The following is a 17,124-nucleotide window of genomic DNA, read 5'->3' as shown; positions in this document are numbered from 1 at the left end:
GAGAACGGCATGAGTTGTTCGGTTAGTCTGGCTGGCTTGGCGCGGCATTCACGGGCAGGTATCGGGCCTCGGCGCGCGCGAGCTCGTCGTAGTGAAACAGCGAGAAGACATCATCGAGGGTCGCGACCTCAGCCTCGATCCCGGCGATGCTCTGCTCAGTGATGATGCGCTCGCAGACATTGCGCATCGCGCTTGTCGCGGCGCGCATCGAATGATTGGCCCAGATCACGGTCGAGATGCCGGCAGCACGAAAAGCGGACGCGGGGGTCCGATAGTATTTCGTTGGGACGATCACGACAGGGAGGCGGTTCTGCCAACCATTGGCGAAGGCGAAGATCTCGTCCGCCGTGCTCTTCCGGGAATGAATGAGAATGGCGTCCGCTCCGGCGTCCGCATAGGCGTGAGCGCGGTGAAGGGCCTCGTCCATGCCATGGCCGGCGATCAAGGCCTCGATGCGGGCGACGAGGACGAGTTCGTCTCCAACCGCATCCTTCACGGCACGCAGACGCCCGGAGAATTCGCCGGCATCGGCGAGCGGATGACGATCGCCGACGAACGAGTTCATCTTCGGAAACTGCTTGTCTTCCAAGGCCACACCGGCGGCGCCTCGCTGACGGAGCTTGTGGGCCAGAATGCGCGCGTTGTTGAAATTGCCGAAGCCGCTGTCACCGTCCACGAGAACCGGGAGATCAGTCGAATCGACCATGCGTTCGACGACGTCGATGAGCTGGGTCCAGGACGCCTCACTTGCATCGCGATAGCCGAGAGAGCAGGCGATCGACAGGCCGGATGCCCATAGGCCCTTGAAGCCGGAGCGCTCGGCGACGGCGCTTGAGAGCCCATCATGGGCCTCCATCAGAAAGCTCAGATCTCGATTGCAGCAGATCTGCTCGCGGAGCACTGCGGCGCGAGTGGCGAGTTCCGGACGATTATCTGCAGCATGACGAATCGATTGCGGTCGCGTGAGCATGCAAGGTCTCCCTTCCCCGTGCGGGTCTCTCATCAACCACCAGTTGACAGTTTTGCGATGCTGGGATCAATTACTAACTCTGGTAGTCACACCAGCGCATAGGTTCCGGCGGGGAGATGGCGAGCAGGCCCGGTTCGTCCTGGCACGGGGGACCGCGGCCCTCCCGCGTCCGCTTGCGCCGGCGGGGGAAGTCGCGTGCCTGGAGGGAGGGCGATGGCCGGCCGCTACCTAAGCTTGTAGTAGCCGCGCGGACCGTTATGCGTTCAACTGGTTGCTTCGTTCGGCATCCGGATCAGCCGTTTGGCGGATCTGATCCGATGACGATACATCAATGGGCGCCAGAGACGCTGGCGCGCTGCCGCGTTCGTATTCAAGATGGCGTGGATCCAATGACAACCATCCTTCTGGACGATCATGGGCGGGCTTGGGATGCTCATTCGCCTGTTTTGCGGAGATTCCTGCAATGCCCGGTGTCAGATTTTGATTTCTCGTCCTATGTGGTCGACAATCTGGGATTCGTCGCTGTCACCATGATCGACAGCCGATCGGCCCGGATCCGGCTCCGGCCGAGGACCGCCTGCGGGATCAGCATCGCTTCGGCGCTATACTTCATCGCGGATAGGGCCGTGGAGCGAATCGTCGTTGTGAAAACGGGCGATGAAGTTGTCGAGCGAATGTTCCCGAGGGTCAGCCAGGCGATGACCTATATCGGGGATGAGGTCGCGCGAGCCCGCCTGCATCTGTCGCCGGTGTTCAGAAGCCGTGAGTTGCCCATCACTGCGCTTGCCAAAGAGGCAGAGCCTCTTGCGGTCCTGTTCATGCGATGGCTCGAATGTGATCAGGGCCGCGACAATACCGAACTGAAGGGCCTCCTCGATCTGCACTCGCTGCAGCGCTTCGTCATCATCGAGCCTGTCGACGGCCGGCTTATTTTCGCTGACATCGGCTCGGGGTTTGAAAGCTTCGGCAGAACCTGGCAACAGCATGCGCCGGGATTGCCGCTCGAGGAGCAGCCGGACTATCATTACGGCCAATGGGTCCGTGGCGTTTACGACCATGTGCTCAATACAGGCAAGCCGCTCTTCGACGACGTTGATGCCGTCATCCGGCGCCCGCACCGAAACGACAGGTTGCGGGTGCACTACAGGCGCCTCATCCTTCCCTGCGGTTCGACTGGCTCCAGACCAGCTCGGCTTGTCGGTGCGTCGCTTGTCGAGAACGTTGCATCAACCCCTTGATAGCTGCGCGATGCAGTACGAGGATGATTGATGCACCCCTGATGGCGAGTGGCTGAGGGCCGTCTTGCGAGCTTTCCGGCTGTTGAGCGGCCCGCTTGCAATGCGTCAATTGCCTTGAAACCTGGCAGCTCGTGCTTGGGTCCGCAGCAACGCGGCGCGGCATGGCTTGGCTCAATTCAGGCGCGACATGTCGCAGCCGTCTGCTCAACCGGAGCCTTTGATTGCGCCGTCCCATGATAGGACGGAGGCGTTCAGCGCTGTGCCAAGTAAGGCGAACAGGCGTTGGCTACTCGCGTAAGACGGGTAGCGATGATAGTGGCAACGCAGCAATAGGCCGCACTGCGGACGCCGGACGAGCTTTCTGGCCAGTGACTCCGCCGCTGGTGCAGGACCACCAATTTCGGTAGCTCGCCAAGCGCAGGCTTGCGTGGCATGAGTAGCCAAGCTGGCCGAGCGCAACCTCTTTCGTCTCGGCACTTCGCGTGAAATGAGCCGGCGTCAAAGACAACGCCGTTTCCTGCGTCGCGATGCGAGCTCTCCGCATTGCGTCGTGACGGGACCCTGGCAGTCTGGGACCTATTGATGACGGCCTGAAACAGATATTGTATTGATGTTGATACGACTGGGCGATATCGTCTCACGTCGAGAAGGAGAGGCGGACTTCGTCCGCTGGGTGCACGTCGATCCCTTGCAACCGATCGGCTGTCGGCGACCTTCCACCGACCGTTTTCGGCCTGGAGTTCGGTGATGTCTCTTGATGAAACCCTGCGGATTTTGGCAACCGTCGAGCCAGGTGGTCTGACGCTCGATGAGCAAGCCATCGAAAGCAATCCCGACGCCGTGCTGGTTGCCCTCGGGCGCAGTTTTGAAGCGCTCTCCGCGGAACTCGCAACTCTCCAGCAGCAGGATGCGCAATCAGCTGCCGCCACCTTCGATGCAAAATCTCAGATCTCCGCCGTGGTGGTGCCCGGTGTAGAGCGCATCGAAGCGGTCTTGAGCTCGCTTGACCCGATTGAGCGCGCCATCATGGCGATTCCGGCCAGAACGGTCGTCGGTCTGGGGGTAAAGGCGCGACATGCTGCGCATGTGCTCTCAAATTACTGGGCGGACGTCCCCGAGAGGCTCGACTGGGATGCCCGGACCGTGCGGCACCTGATCGAATCCGCTTGTTCAGTTGCCGGTGTAGAGCTGAGCTAAGGTCTTTGCTGCGGGCCGTCTTCGTCATGGAGCGATGCGATGGCACGTGGCGTACTGGCGTGTGCCGGCGCTTTCGCCCCTATATGGGGCGGCCAAATAGGTCGATTGAGCAGCGAAGCTTGTGAGCCTCAGCGGCGCTGCGCAATGAGGACCTGCGATTCAATGACTTCTACGACGCCGCCGGCGGTTGCGAATGGCGACATCTCCATCGTCAATTCCTGCGCGAGCTGACCTTCGAGAACGCCCAGCTGTTCAGGCGAGGAGGTCGACATCGATAGTGCGCGGTCGATCAGACGAGCGACAGGCACGAGACGCTGCTCAATGACACCAATTCTGGTGAGCTGACCGAAGCGCGACTCCAGCAGGATCGGTTCGTGACGTAAGCGCTCGGGTGCGAAACCGACACTCTTGTTGGTGAAACGATCGACGACATCCGAGTAACGCTTGTACCAGGCGTTCTGTGGGACATCGGGACGTACGTCATTGAACAGCATGACTGCGCCGTCCTCCTCGATCAATGGGTCTAGCTTTCGCAGCGTATCGGCGCGATCCATCCAATGAAAGGCGCGTCCAATCGCCACGGCGCGAAAGCGGCCGAGCTGCGGGCTGAGGTCGAACGAGCTGCCTTCGATCAGTTCGATCTCAACGGCCGCCGCGTTGGCGATCGCCTGAGCAGCCTCTAGCATGGCAGGCTCCGGATCTATTCCGATGACCTTGCCGACCAGGGGCGCAAATGCGATGCCGAGCCACCCTGGTCCACACCCGAGATCCATCAATCGGTGGTTCTTGGTCAGACGAAGGTGATCCGCCACGAGTTGGATGAGCGCGGGTGCGTAGTTCGGTCGCCCGGCCACGTAGTGAGGGACCGTCGATTGAAAGCGAGGGAATGAAGGAGACGCTGGTTCGGACGTCATCTGTGTCGTTCGGCCGCCGTGCAGAGGCTCATGTCTTGTGATGCCTTCCGGTGTGGGCCGGTCCGCTCACGGCGGGGCCCCATGAGATCGAGAGCGCTTCTCCTTCGCGCGCCCACCGAACTGCCAGTTCGGACGGGCCGTGCTTGGAACTTGGCGCACCTGCAGGCGGGCTAGAAGTCTTTCAATGGCATACGAAGCTCGTAGGTTGCAGGTGGTGCCAGCAGCTCGAAGTGCTGAATCGGACGTCCGGAACTGTCGAAATGAATGCGCACCACCTTCAAGAGCGGCGCGCCGATCGCGACGTTGAGGCGTGCTGCGACGACGGGATCGGCCGCAGCTGCCGTCACGATCTGCTCGCCCGATGCGAATGTGATGCCGAAGCGCTGCAGAATCGCATAGAGCGATCCTCCTTCCATGTCTTCAGGACCAAATTGCCGTCCGATCGATTCCGGAATGTAGGTCGTAACCTGCATGATTGGCCAGTCATTCATGTAACGGATGCGAACTGTTCGTTGGAAAAGGTCGTCTGACTGGGCTTGGAAGTGCTCGCGAACGTGACGAGGAGCCATCTTGAATTCGAATTCGACCACGTGAGCTCGCGTCGTGCGCACGATCTCCCTGTTTCGCGCAGCGAGGTCCATCATCGGCACGGTGAGAGGCTCCGGCTTCGAGAGCTCCCGTACGAACGTGCCGATACCCTGGCGGCGTTCGATCAGTCCGAGCTCATCGAGAGTGTCCAAAGCTGCCCGGATCGTCACGCGCGAGACGCCGAAGAGCACAGCCAGATCCGCCTCCGCCGGCAAGACTTCTCCTGGTGCATAGCGGCGTTCTGCAATTTCGTCCTGCAGGACCAAGAACACCTGATGATGAAGCGGTATGTCGCGCCGCCGTCTTGCAAGGATCGCGGGCCGTCCTTTTGGGCGCTTGGGCTTATCTGTCGGACGCGTCTTCCGCGCCGTTTTCTTGACGGCCGAAGCAGAAGCGTTCGAATGCTGCGGAGCTCGCGGCGCCACCACCTAGCCTCGATCCCACAGTGCCGCGGGCATGTTCATCGGCTCGAACTCTCCACGATGCTATTTCGACGCTAGCGTCTGGAGCGCCTTTTCGACGAATCTGTTCGTAAATGTCTCCGCGAGATCGACCTTCACGCCACGCAATTGTGGGTCGACGGTCGACAACACCTGAAATGCGATCCCCGCGCCCTCGGCGCTGAACCGGCCATCGGGCGAAAACATGTCTCGTGTGCCCCGGATGGAGGCGAGAAAGATGTTTCGATCGGGCTTGGCCCATTCCTCTGGGAGCGCATCGGCGATCTCGTCGACGGATGCGTGATCAATCCACTGCAGCGCGCGCACCATCGCGAGAACAAAGGCCTGGAGTGTATCGGGATTACGCTCGATGAAGTCTGACCGCGCGTAGATGGTCCCTGAGGGATAGAGACCACCATAAACGCCGATTGTGCCTTCGTTGGTGCGAGTGTCCGCGACCAGTTTGACGTCACCTGCGGCGGTCAGCGTCGTAAGCGCCGGCTCACCCGTGACGACCGCATCCACAGCGCCGTTGCGAATCGCCGCTACGGCACCTGTGCCACCTCCGACACTGACGAAGGAAATGTCGGCCGGAGAGACGCCAGCTCGTAAAGCGATGTACTCCACCATGAACTGCGTTTGGGATCCCAATGCAGTGACCCCGATCTTCATGCCTCTCAGGCTGCTTGGGTCGCGATAGTCCGCAGCCTTCTCCTTTCGCAGGGCCAATGCGAATGTCGGATGCCTGCCAAACAACACAACCCCGGCGATCTTTTGTCCCTTGGCATGCATCTGAATCGTGTGGTCGAAAGCGCCAGCGGTGAGTTCGGCACTTCCTGCCACCAGAGCCTGGAGCGCTTTGGATCCGCCGCTCACGTCAAGAAGCTCTGGGTCGAGACCCGCGTCCCTGAAAAAGCCAAGGCGCTCGGCAAGTGTGACCGGTGCGTATTGTAGGAATGCCTTCCCGCCGATCGTCACTCTGACTTTGGACGTCTCGACGGAATTGCCCGCCCAGGCCGACCTCGCCGAGCCACACAACGCCAACAACGGAAGCCCGAGAAAACTACGTCGCTGTAACACTGGCCGGGTCTCACGAGCGTTGAAGGAATGTGTGCCGGCAGTGAACTTTTCTCACGATCCGATCACATTCGAATCATACGAACGATCATCCGCACGAGCAAGGCAAAAGCTCGCCGAGGTTGCACGAGTTAAATGCACGTGAGGCGATAGTCATCATAAACTGCGACCGAAAATTGTCGAAAGTAGTTGATCATCATCAATTATGGCCGGCGAGTCGGCCGCGCGATTGCGCTGAATCAGTTCGACCCGCTGAGAATGAGCTGGCGGCGCTCGCGACTTGCAAAGCACACGTATCAGATATGCATGTCGCGCAGATGCGCAGAGCGCGGAGGAAGTGTCATCAGACAGCGCGGTCGCTGCGACAGTCGACGGGGCAGTTCTGGAAGGCTACCGCCTTCTGTGCCGGGCGTGTCGATAGCGGCCGGGTCTCCGCGGTGCATTCACGACCACGAGCCTTGCGGCCGCCGCTCGACGATCAACCATAGATTGAATTGCAAGATCGTGTTCGCGGACCGCCAACGGAGGGGAAGCCTGGAGTCTGCCTGAAACAAGGTTGTTGAAAGCGCCGTCTATTGATCCTGCCACAGGCAAATTCGAGGAGCTTTGTCCACAATGCAGAACCATATGCGAAAGTTTTGACGGTCTCGCCGACCTTTGCGACGCTAGCTGGCCGACTTATCCGCCTGACGTTCTCGTTGCCGTCGCCTATGCTGTCGCCGCAGGTGATGGTCCGCCATCGCTGCTTCGATGTCGGCGCAGGTAGCAGAATTTCGATCCGTGCACTCATTGATGCCCTGTCTGACTGGACCGTGCAGACCGCCGAGGCCAACCCCCACATAGCTGCACGTGCGGGGGCGGCGGGGCTCGAAGTCACAATCGCGCCCGCTGAGGCTCTGCCGATCGAGCCAAACTCCGTAGGCCTAGCCACGGTGGCGCAGGCATTTCACTGATAGGCCGCGCTTTCTCGTAAAGCGCGCCGCGTCTTGTCGCAGAACGGGGTGCTCGCCGTTATCAACAACAACCGCCGGGCGGCGGAGTGTGAGGCTCTCATGGCAGCCGAGCACTTCATCGAGGCCGAGAAGCCGGATTATTCGCGGCACTATTGGGATCTTGATATCGTCGCTGAGATCGAGGCTTCCGGCAGCTTCGACGAGATCCAGCGCCGAATGGCCTTTGGTGGACTCGCCCTTGCCAATGATGACTAACGACTGCGTCGCCGCTTCGCGCAGAAATGCCTGATAGGCGAGCCCGACTCCCACTTCCAGGGAAGTCGTCGCGCGCCAGTCAAGCTCCGTCAGGCGGGAGACGTCGAGAAGCTTGCGTGGTGTGCCATCCGGCCGTGACCGGTCAAAGCTGATGCTGCCCTTGAAGCCTACTACGGCGGCAACCACGCGGGCGAAGTCGGCAATGGTGATATCCTTGCCAGTGCCGATGTTGACCAGCGCGGTGTCTGAATAGGTCTTCATCAGGTGCACGCAGGCATCCGCCATGTCGTCGACATAGAGGAACTCGCGCCGCGGCGTGCCGGTGCCCCAGACGACGACCTCCGGCGCATCCGCGAGCTTGGCCTCATGGAAGCGGCGGATCAGCGCCGCGACGACGTGGCTGTATTCGGGATGATAGTTGTCGCCCGGACCATAGAGATTGGTCGGCATGACGTTGATGAAGTCGGCGCCATATTGGCTGCGATAGGCCTCGACCATCTTGATGCCGGCGATCGTGGCGATCGCATAAGGCTCGTTGGTCGGCTCCAGTGGCCCTGTCAGCATCGCGTTCTCGTGCAGCGGCTGAGGAGCAAGCTTCGGATAGATGCAGGATGAGCCCAGAAAGATCAGCTTCTCGGCGCCGTTCACGTGGGCAGCGTGAATGACATTGGTGGCGATGGCGATGTTGTCGTAGATGAACACCGCGCGCAGCGTGTTGTTGGCGACAATGCCGCCGACCTTGGCGGCCGCCAGGACCACGACTTGGGGCTTCGCGCGTGCGAACTTGGAGATATGCAGTTCGACCGCACTGGCTCGCGTCTCCCAAGTCCGGTCGCGACAGCCGTTCTGGTGTGCCAGCCGCACGGCGCTCTTCTCGCCATAAATGGCTCTGGTCAGTCCTGCGACCTCCATCAACATCAATGGCGGGTTGGCGACGCCGATCATCTGGGCAAGATGATCGGCGGTTACGATCAATTGCATCAATTGCTGCGCGCGCAGCGGCATTCCCATCTTTGACCTGGGATGTGTGAAATGACCTCCGCAGAATCTCAAGCCAAACTGTCACACAGCCTCTCTACAGAAACCAACGAACGACGAAAAGCAGCCGAAATTCCTCTTCGCACCCGAGGTAACCGCTCAATGCACGCGGCAGGCGAAGTTTGGTGGAGCCGCTGGAGTTGGTTGTATTTGTCGAATATCATCACCTTATGTTGTGAATAAGTTCCAATGCCGGTTGATCGTCAGACGCGAAATGGCATCTGATATGTTTCGAGTTGTGCAGATGCTGCGGGGGCAGGGATGTTTGGGAATTCGACTCGGGCCAGTCGAGAAAATTGCGCGCGTGCGTTGATGGGGCGAGCAGCGCGCGTCGGACTGAGTGCCGCTTTTTTTTGTATCTCGATTTCTACTTTAAGTAGCGCTGGCACAATGTCGCTTCCTGGTCAGTTCTCCGTTGGTCAGATGGGCGCTGCGACCTACTCGATTCCGGTCGCGGTTCCTCCGGGGACCGCCGGCGTCGTCCCGGCGCTGACGCTCGAATACAGCAGTCAGGGCGGCAATGGCGTGGTGGGTATGGGGTGGTCCTTGGGGGGCTTGCCTTCGATCGGCCGTTGCCAGCGAACTGTGGCGCAGGATGGTGTGCTCGGTGCCGTTAATTTTGACGGCAATGATCGGTTCTGCCTCGAAGGGCAGCGTCTGATCCTGGTGAGTGGGTCCTATGGTGCTGACAATGCCGAATATCGTACCGAAATCGATGCCTATTCCAAGATCGTTTCACACGGCGTGGCGGGCAGTGGGCCGGCGTGGTTCGAGGTGCGTACGAAGGCCGGTCAGATCATGGAGTTCGGTCGTACCGCGGATTCTCAGGTGCTCGCGCAAGGCAAGCCGAGCGTGCGTGCTTGGGGTGTGAACAAGGTGAGCGACACGAAAGGCAATTACTTCTCGGTCGCTTATGCAACCGATGCGACCGCGGGGCAGTCAGTTCCAAGCTGGATCACTTATACGGGCAACACGGCGGAAAACGTTGCTCCATACAATTCAGTTGGATTTGTCTACGCCTCGCGTCCCGATGTCATTCAGCATTACCAGGCGGGCTCTTTGGTGCGGACAGCCGTGCGGCTGACAAACATCAGGACCTTTTCGGGAAATACGTTGGTTTCCGATTATCAGCTCTCATATCAGCAGAGTCCCACGAGCAATGTGTCCGAAATCTCATCGGTCAAGGTTTGTGGTGGGTCTGGTGCTTGTCTGCCTCCCACGACGTTCCAGTGGCAGAACGGCGGAGGTGGGGCGTTTTCTGGGTCCGTCAGCGTGCTCCCGAACGGCGAGAATTTCAATACGCCGAGCAGTGCGGGCCCGGGATCTGCTCTGAGCAGGCTGACTACGCCGGTCTCAAGTGATTTCAACGGCGATGGCCGGAATGATTTCATAATGCTGGTCGGCTCCACGGTGTATGGGTTCTTCGGCAAGTCGGATGGGACGTTCCAGGCGATTAATTCCGCAGCGCCAAATGGCTGGAGCTTCGGTGCGTCTTCGGGCTATCTGAACATTCCTGGCGATTTCAACGGGGACGGCAAGAGCGATTTTGCCATGTTGAATGGGACCAATCTGTATGTGTTTCTGAGTAACGGAAGTGGTCAATTCACCGGAGTGACGTTCCCATTCCCGAATGGTTGGAATTTCGGGACAACGCCGGGCGATTATTTTATCCCGATCGCCGGTGATTTCAATTCTGATGGCCGGGCGGATTTTCTGCTGATCAGCGGCCAATACCTCTACGTGTTCTTGAGCAATGGCGACGGCACTTTTAGTGGACGCGCGATCCAGACCCCTGGCTGGGATTTTGGCGTTCCGACAACTGCTGGCTACACCCCAGTTTCAGGTGATTTCAACGGAGACGGAAAGACAGACTTCTTGATCGTCGGAGGTTCGGCCGTGACCGGTCCCGGCTCAGGATCTAGTACCGTCGGCAAGGTCGCTTACTCGTTCCTCGGTAATGGCGACGGCACATTCGCGTTTAACTCGTGGCAGTTGCCGAGCGGCTGGAATTTTGCTTCAACAAGCACGACGAGCTTTCTTCCCATCACGGGCGATTTCAACGGCGATGGAAAGACGGATCTGATCATGCTTCAGGGGCCGCAACTCTATGAGATGCAGAGCCGGGGCGATGGCAGCTTTGATTATCTTCCAATTCAAATTTCAAACGGTTGGAATTTCGGAGCCCAGCCCGGGGCGAGCTTCACTTCGTTCTCAAGTGACATCAATGCCGATGGAAGAACCGACTTTACCATTATCGGCGGCAACAGTCCTTACATGTATCAATTCGTTAGCAGTGGAGATGGTTCGTTCACGTATCGTACGCTTGGCATGCCGAACGGATGGAATTTCGGGGCGCCGCCGACGAAGGACTACTGGATGCAGTTGGGGGACTTCAACGGCGACGGAAAAGTCGAGTTTGCGATGCTGTCTGGCACGTACATCTACACGTGCCTAGCCGATGCGGCAGTCGGAGACGTTATCGGAACGATCGTTTCTGGCCTCGGAGCGACTATCACTGTCAGCTACGCTCCTTTGACGAACTCATCCGTCTACACCCGCGACTCCAGCAGTAGCTACCCGATTCAGGATCTGCAGACTCCATTTCTTGTGGCCTCCCAGGTTGACTCCTCAAATGGCGTCGGCGGAACCTACAGCTCGAGCCGTACCTATGCTGGCGCAAAGATTGATTTGACGGGCAGAGGAATGCTCGGGTTCCGCCAAGTGACCGTCAGGGACATTCAAACTGGTATCGCCGAGACCACAACCTTCCGGCAGGATTTTCCCTATATAGGCATGGTGGCGTCGACGACGCGTACCCTCGGTACGCAGACTCTTGGACAATTGACGAACGTTTATCAGTTCATCAATGCGAGTGGTTCGACGACGATCTCGCCGTCCAGTGCTCCCTATCGCGTGTCGCTGGCGCAAAGCGTGTCGAGCAGCATAGATCTTGATGGGTCCCCGGCGCCGACCGTGACAACGTCGAATCAGTATGACTTGTTTGGCAACGCCACCCAGGTCGTGGTGTCGACCTCTGACGGCTTCAGCAAGATCACGTCCAACGTCTACGCCAACGACACCTCGTATTGGTACCTCGGTCGTTTGACGCGCGCGACCGTGACGAGCCAGCGGCCGCAGTAGCCGGCCGCTTTCATCAAATCTCACACACTTTGCTGCTTTGGTTGGTTGAGGAATTGACCATGTTCAATGCCGTGACTTCGCATGCCTTGCGTCCGAATGGGTTGGCCCGATTCAAGATCGCGGCGTTGTCTCTCCTGATTGGCTGCGGTCTTCCCGCGGCTGCCGATGCCGCGCAGATCGTGATTACGAGCAGCGCGACATGGGTGGTTCCAAACGATTGGAACAACGCTGACAACTCGATCGAGGCGATCGGAGGTGGTGGCGGTGGAGGCGGTTCGGTAGCTGGGCAGCAGGGTGCAGGTGGAGGAGGCGGGGGCGAGTACCGCAAGCTCCTAAACCTGACGCTGACGCCCGGCGCGTCGATTCCGGTTGTGATCGGAGCGGGCGGCGCTGGCGGCACAACGGCGCCATCGGTCGGCACGGCAGGCACCGCGACGCGATTCAACGGCTCGACCCTGGTGGCGAATCCCGGGCAGGGCGGAGCGGCGTCCGGTACTGCGACGGCAGGGGCCGCAGCGGGCGGAACAGGTGGGATCGGCGGCACGACCAGTTTCAACGGCGGCGCTGGCGGCGCGCGTTCGAGCCTGACGGCTGGTGCCGGTGCTGGGGGCGGCGGCGCTGGCGGTCGCAACGGCGCGGGTGCAGCGGGTGGCAGCAGCGCGGGCGCAGGCCCTGGTGCGGCCGGCGGCGGCGCGGCCAATGGGGGCGCTCCGGGCGGTAACGTACCGTCGAGCGGCACGGGTGCGACCGGCGGTAACAACTCGTCCGGAACGGGCGGCGGCGCCGGCGGCACGGTCGGCGTTCTTAGCGCGACGGGCGTGAATGGCGGAGGCGCAGCCGGATCGAGCGGTGGTGGTGGCGGCGGCGGTGGCGGTCTCTCAAATTCGGTGACCGGTTCCGGCGGGGCGGGCGGCGCCGGCGTCGAGTGGAGCGGCGTGGGCGCCGGCGGTGGCGGTGGCGGCGGCGGTGCGGCCTACACGACGGTGTCTGGCGCGGGCGGTGCCGGCGGTTCATATGGCGGTGGTGGCGGTGGCGCAGGTTCATCGACATTTGCAGGAAATGTCGGCGGCGCCGGTGCGCCTGGCATTGTCGTCATCACTTACACGCCGGTGTCGGTCTCGACGCCCCCTATCAACTCGGCCACCAGCATCACACGGTCGTCCTCGTTTGCCTACGATTCCGCCTCGGGCCTGCTGACCCAGGAGGTCGTCGAGCCGGATACTCCGGCGCTGCGCCTTCAGACCGACTATGTCTACAATGCGTTCGGGCAGAAGCAGTCGGTCACCGTCAGCGGCGCCGACGTCGTCTCGCGTTCGAGCACGACCAGCTATGACGCGCGCGGGCAGTTCCCAACGTCCAACAGCAACGCGCTGGGGCAGAGCGAGACGCTGCAATATGACGCGCGCTTCGGCCAGCCGACCAGCCACACCGGCCCGAACAGCCTGACGACGGTCTGGAGCTATGACGAGTTTGGCCGCAAGACGCAGGAGACGCGCTCGGACGGCACCCAGACCCGCTGGAGTTACCAGTTCTGCAGCGGCGTGAACGGCGGCAGCGCCAGCTGTCTGTCTGGCGCGAGCTATCTCGTGCAGGAAACGCCTTACGCCGCCGACGGCGCCACCGTGAACGGCCCCGTCACGACCGTGTTCTTCGACACGCTGGAGCGCGAGCTCGGCCGCCGCACCCAGGGCTTCGACGGCAGCACGGTGCAGGCGACCAAGAGCTATGATGCGCTCGGGCGCGTCGCGCAGACCAGCCGGCCATACTTTCTGAACGGCGGCACGCCGCAATACACGACGTTGAGCTACGACGTCCTGGGACGGGTTGTCTCTTCGACCCAGCCGGACGGCAGCGTGGCGCAGACTGCCTATCACGGCCTGACCGTCGTCGAGACCAACGCGCTGAACCAGACGCGCACGGTCACCAAGAACAGCCAGGGCCAAGTGGTCTCGGTCACCGATACGCTCGGCAAGACCATGACCTATGCCTATGACGCGGTCGGCAACCTGGTGCAGACCACCGATGCGCTCGGCAACGTCGTCAGCGCGACCTATGACCTCAGGGGCCGCAAGATCGCGAGCAGCGATCCCGATCTTGGCAACTGGACCTACAGCTACAACACCCTGGGACAGCTGGTCACGCAGACCGACGCCAAGGGGCAGGCGGTCAGCCTGAGCTACGACCGGCTGGGCCGGATGGTGCAGCGGGTCGAGCCGGACATGACATCGGTCTGGGTCTATGACACCGCGGCCAACGGCATCGGCAAGCTGGCCTCGAGCAGCATCACCTCCGGCTCGGGCAACGGCTTCGCCCGCAGCTTCAGCTATGACGGCCTCGGCCGTCCGCTGCAGGTCGCGACCACGATCGATGGCGCCACCTACACCATGGGCGCGACCTATGACGCCAACAGCCGGCTAATCAAGGTCAGCTACCCCTCCGGTTTCACCGCGCGCTACGGCTACAACAGCCTCGGCTTCGCCAACCAGCTGCAGGACGACGCCACCAGCCAGGCCTTCTGGACGGCGAATGCGATGGATGCCGACGGGCATCTGACGCAGCAGACCGCCGGCAATGGCCTGGTCACCACCCGCGGGTTCGATCCGCTGACGGGGCGGCTGACCAGCGTCGCCACCGGGACCGGCAGCGCCGTGCAAAATCTGAGCTTCGGCTACGACCGGCTCGGCAACCTGACCTCGCGCGGCGACGCCAACACGAGTGTCAGCGAAAGCTTCAGCTATGACGGCCTGAACCGGCTGACGACGTCGACGACCAGCCTCAACCCGACGCCGCTGGTGAAGACATATTCCTACAGCGCGATCGGCAACATCCTGTCGAAGTCGGACGTCGGCACCTACGTCTATCCGGCGGCCGGGGCGCCGCTGCCGCACGCCGTGATGAGCGTCGCCGGCGGCAGCATCAATGCCACGTTTACCTATGACGCCAACGGCAACCAGACCTCGGGTCTCGGCCGCAGCATCGTCTACACCTCGTACAACAAGCCGGCGAGCATCACGCAAGGGTCGCGGACGATCTCCTTCGTCGACGACACCGAGCACCAGCGCTTCAAGCAGGTGACGCCGGAAGGCACGACCTTGTACATCGCCGGCTTCGGCGTGATGGCCGAGGTGCAGAATCCCGGCACGACCACGCAGAAATGGACCGACTATCTCTCGGTCGGCAATGCCAAGGTCGGCATGCGCGTGGCTCAGACGGCGGCCAGCGGCACCACGCTGACGATGCGCTACTTCCACACCGACCATCTCGGCTCGATCGTGGCGCTCACTGACGAGAACGGCCTGCTGCAGCAGCGCCTGTCCTACGACGCCTGGGGCAAGCGCCGCAACGTCGACGGCACCGACGACGTCGCCGGCAGCACCACCAGCCAGACCACGCGTGGCTTCACCGGCCAGGAGGAGCTCTCGGTTGCCGGCCTCGTGCATTTGAACGGCCGAGTCTACGATCCGCTGCTGGCGCGGTTCACGAGCGCCGATCCAACGGTGACCGAGCCGCTCAATCCGCAGGGCTGGAACCGGTACTCGTATGTCGGCAACGACCCGCTGACGTTCACGGATCCGAACGGCTTCAACTGGTTCTCGAACTTCTTCAGCAGCGTCGGGAACTTCTTCAGCGGCATCGTGAGGGCCGTCGGCAACTTCATTACCAACAACCTGCAGTCGCTCGTGCAGATCGCCATCACGGCCGCTTTGGTTTCTACCGGAGTATTTGCACCACTTGCTGCGTTCGTTGGCGCAGCTGTGACCACCGGCATGTTCGGTGGAAATCTAGGGCAGGTATTAAAAGCGGGAGTCATCGCAGGGCTAACAACCTTTGCGTACAGCCAGATTCCTGGCCTAGACATCGGCCTTATTGGAAGAATAGGTGCCAATGCTGCCGTCGGTTGCGTCTCGTCCGTTGCTTCCGGTGGATCGTGCGGGTCAGGTGCTGCATCCGCAGCCGTGAGCGCGGCACTGTCGCCAGCACTGCCGAACGATCTTGTCGGTGGTACCATCGCGCGCGCCACGGTGGGCGGACTGGCATCCGTTGCCGGCGGCGGGAAATTCGGGAATGGCGCCGTGACCGCTGCGTTTCAATACTTGGCGACTAGGAGTCTAGCGGCCGGACAACGGACTGCAGAAGAGAACTTCCGTGAGGCCAACGGCTTTCTCATGGTGTTGCCCGCAGCAGGCTATGCGGGTTGGGTCTTCTTTTTCGGCTCTGCCGGAGCGGCTGCCTGGGGAATACATAGAACCTGGGATATCCTCACCTCGAAGGATAACTCGCCTTCAGAACCTGCGAGCGATGGCGCTCGCCCGAAAGAAGGATATACTCCAGCACCGTCCGTTCCGGATGATCCGTATAGTCCGGAAAAGACCGATGGTCGTAGAAGCGAATGGAGGCGGCAACTCGGGGCTCCATCAAACGACCCCAATGTGCCGATTCCGGATCAAGGTCCCGGAGAGGATATGGGGGGGCACGAAGCCCGCGGCCGTACTCCCCATCTAACTGGAGAGCGAAATGTGAATTCCGGCGAAGAGCACTCGAGACGGCCAAAGGGTGGCTTTAGGTTCTAAGGCATGATTGCAGATGATTGATGGAACGATTATGGATGAGTATCAGTGGGTTCTGCCTTCTTCGAGTGGTCGCGAACGGTTCTGCGGCTCTTTCATTCGAAGCGGAAGAAGCTCAGATGGTCCAGATGTTCTCTTAACGCGCATTGCGTTGTTGGGAGAATTCTGGCCTCAGCCGCCGTTTGACAAAGAAGCCGGACGAGCTGACTGGGAAACTGAGCCGCAGTTCTGCTTGTCGTTTCCGAAAGTGATAATTCGCAGAGATCGGATCGATTGTCTCCGCGATCAACTGCAAGAATGGTTTGCCGACTATCGGGCGATTTCGGTCAATCTTTCGAAGATCACCTCTGTGGATGCAAGCATCGAGATTTCGATTGGTGTGAATGACCGGCTAATTTCGTCTGCCATGCAGCCAGCATTTACATTCTCTTATAAATGGCGCTCAATCGCTGTTGAGGAGTCGTTTGTTGTAGACCAGTCGTGTATTCGAATATTTTGCGAAGGACTGTCGTTCGGCTTAAGTGCAGTGCAAAAATGAGGTTGCGTGGAATTACGGTGACAGTGCACAAAACAAGCGGCTCAATGGAGTTTAGTGCACTGTCGCCGTAATTCCCGAAGGTGATTTATCTCGCCTTGAGGCGATGCAACCAGTGAGTGTTGTCTGCGATGTTTGGCGCAAATTCGTGTATCAAAGCATGTGTATGACTCGCTTGCGTGGCCTGCGAGCAATATCTCTCGCTTCCAA

9 protein-coding genes and 1 pseudogene are annotated in these 17,124 nt (G+C 60.5%); 5 read left to right on the top strand and 5 right to left on the bottom strand.

What is annotated here, in order from left to right; genetic code table 11:
• Positions 1 to 22: 22 nt before the first annotated feature.
• Positions 23 to 901, bottom strand: coding sequence for a phosphoenolpyruvate mutase (gene aepX / locus QW887_RS28360; protein WP_316176084.1), 879 nt, complete (start codon positions 899 to 901; stop codon positions 23 to 25).
• Between the two features lie 386 nt (positions 902 to 1,287).
• On the opposite strand from aepX, the gene QW887_RS28355 reads away from it, so the two are divergent.
• Together QW887_RS28355 and QW887_RS28350 are read left to right on the top strand one after the other, a co-directional pair.
• Positions 1,288 to 2,208, top strand: a complete 921-nt coding sequence (locus QW887_RS28355; RefSeq protein WP_316176033.1) for a hypothetical protein — start codon at positions 1,288 to 1,290, stop codon at positions 2,206 to 2,208.
• A 747-nt stretch (positions 2,209 to 2,955) separates the two neighbouring features.
• Positions 2,956 to 3,405: a hypothetical protein gene (locus QW887_RS28350; protein ID WP_316176032.1), complete on the top strand. Its 450-nt coding sequence runs from the start codon at positions 2,956 to 2,958 to the stop codon at positions 3,403 to 3,405.
• A gap of 128 nt (positions 3,406 to 3,533) precedes the next feature.
• On the opposite strand, the gene QW887_RS28345 is transcribed toward QW887_RS28350, so the two are convergent.
• The 4 genes and pseudogenes from QW887_RS28345 to QW887_RS28330 all read right to left on the bottom strand — a co-directional run.
• Positions 3,534 to 4,319, bottom strand: a complete 786-nt coding sequence (locus tag QW887_RS28345) for a class I SAM-dependent methyltransferase (RefSeq protein ID WP_316176031.1) — start codon at positions 4,317 to 4,319, stop codon at positions 3,534 to 3,536.
• A gap of 170 nt (positions 4,320 to 4,489) precedes the next feature.
• Positions 4,490 to 5,179: a GntR family transcriptional regulator gene (locus QW887_RS28340; RefSeq protein WP_316176083.1), complete on the bottom strand. Its 690-nt coding sequence runs from the start codon at positions 5,177 to 5,179 to the stop codon at positions 4,490 to 4,492.
• A 213-nt stretch (positions 5,180 to 5,392) separates the two neighbouring features.
• On the bottom strand, positions 5,393 to 6,325 hold the full coding sequence (locus QW887_RS28335; RefSeq protein WP_316176030.1) for an ABC transporter substrate-binding protein: 933 nt from the start codon (positions 6,323 to 6,325) through the stop codon (positions 5,393 to 5,395).
• A gap of 1,322 nt (positions 6,326 to 7,647) precedes the next feature.
• Positions 7,648 to 8,577: pseudogene (locus tag QW887_RS28330) on the bottom strand (GDP-L-fucose synthase family protein); the annotation flags it as partial.
• A gap of 483 nt (positions 8,578 to 9,060) precedes the next feature.
• On the opposite strand from QW887_RS28330, the gene QW887_RS28325 reads away from it, so the two are divergent.
• From QW887_RS28325 to QW887_RS28315, 3 genes are read left to right on the top strand one after another with little or no spacing between them, the layout of a single operon-like run.
• Entirely contained in the window at positions 9,061 to 11,811 is a 2,751-nt protein-coding gene (locus QW887_RS28325) for an FG-GAP-like repeat-containing protein (protein ID WP_316176029.1), read from the top strand.
• 59 nt (positions 11,812 to 11,870) lie between these two features.
• Entirely contained in the window at positions 11,871 to 16,382 is a 4,512-nt protein-coding gene (locus QW887_RS28320; protein ID WP_316195553.1) for an RHS repeat-associated core domain-containing protein, read from the top strand.
• A gap of 13 nt (positions 16,383 to 16,395) precedes the next feature.
• Positions 16,396 to 16,917 carry a hypothetical protein gene (locus tag QW887_RS28315; protein ID WP_316176027.1) on the top strand — a complete coding sequence of 174 codons (522 nt, stop codon included), beginning with the start codon at positions 16,396 to 16,398 and terminating at the stop codon, positions 16,915 to 16,917.
• The last annotated feature ends 207 nt before the right edge of the window (positions 16,918 to 17,124 follow it).

This window comes from Bradyrhizobium sp. SZCCHNRI3052 (assembly GCF_032484895.1).
GTDB lineage: Bacteria > Pseudomonadota > Alphaproteobacteria > Rhizobiales > Xanthobacteraceae > Bradyrhizobium.
This window is presented reverse-complemented; position numbering and strand designations above follow the sequence as displayed.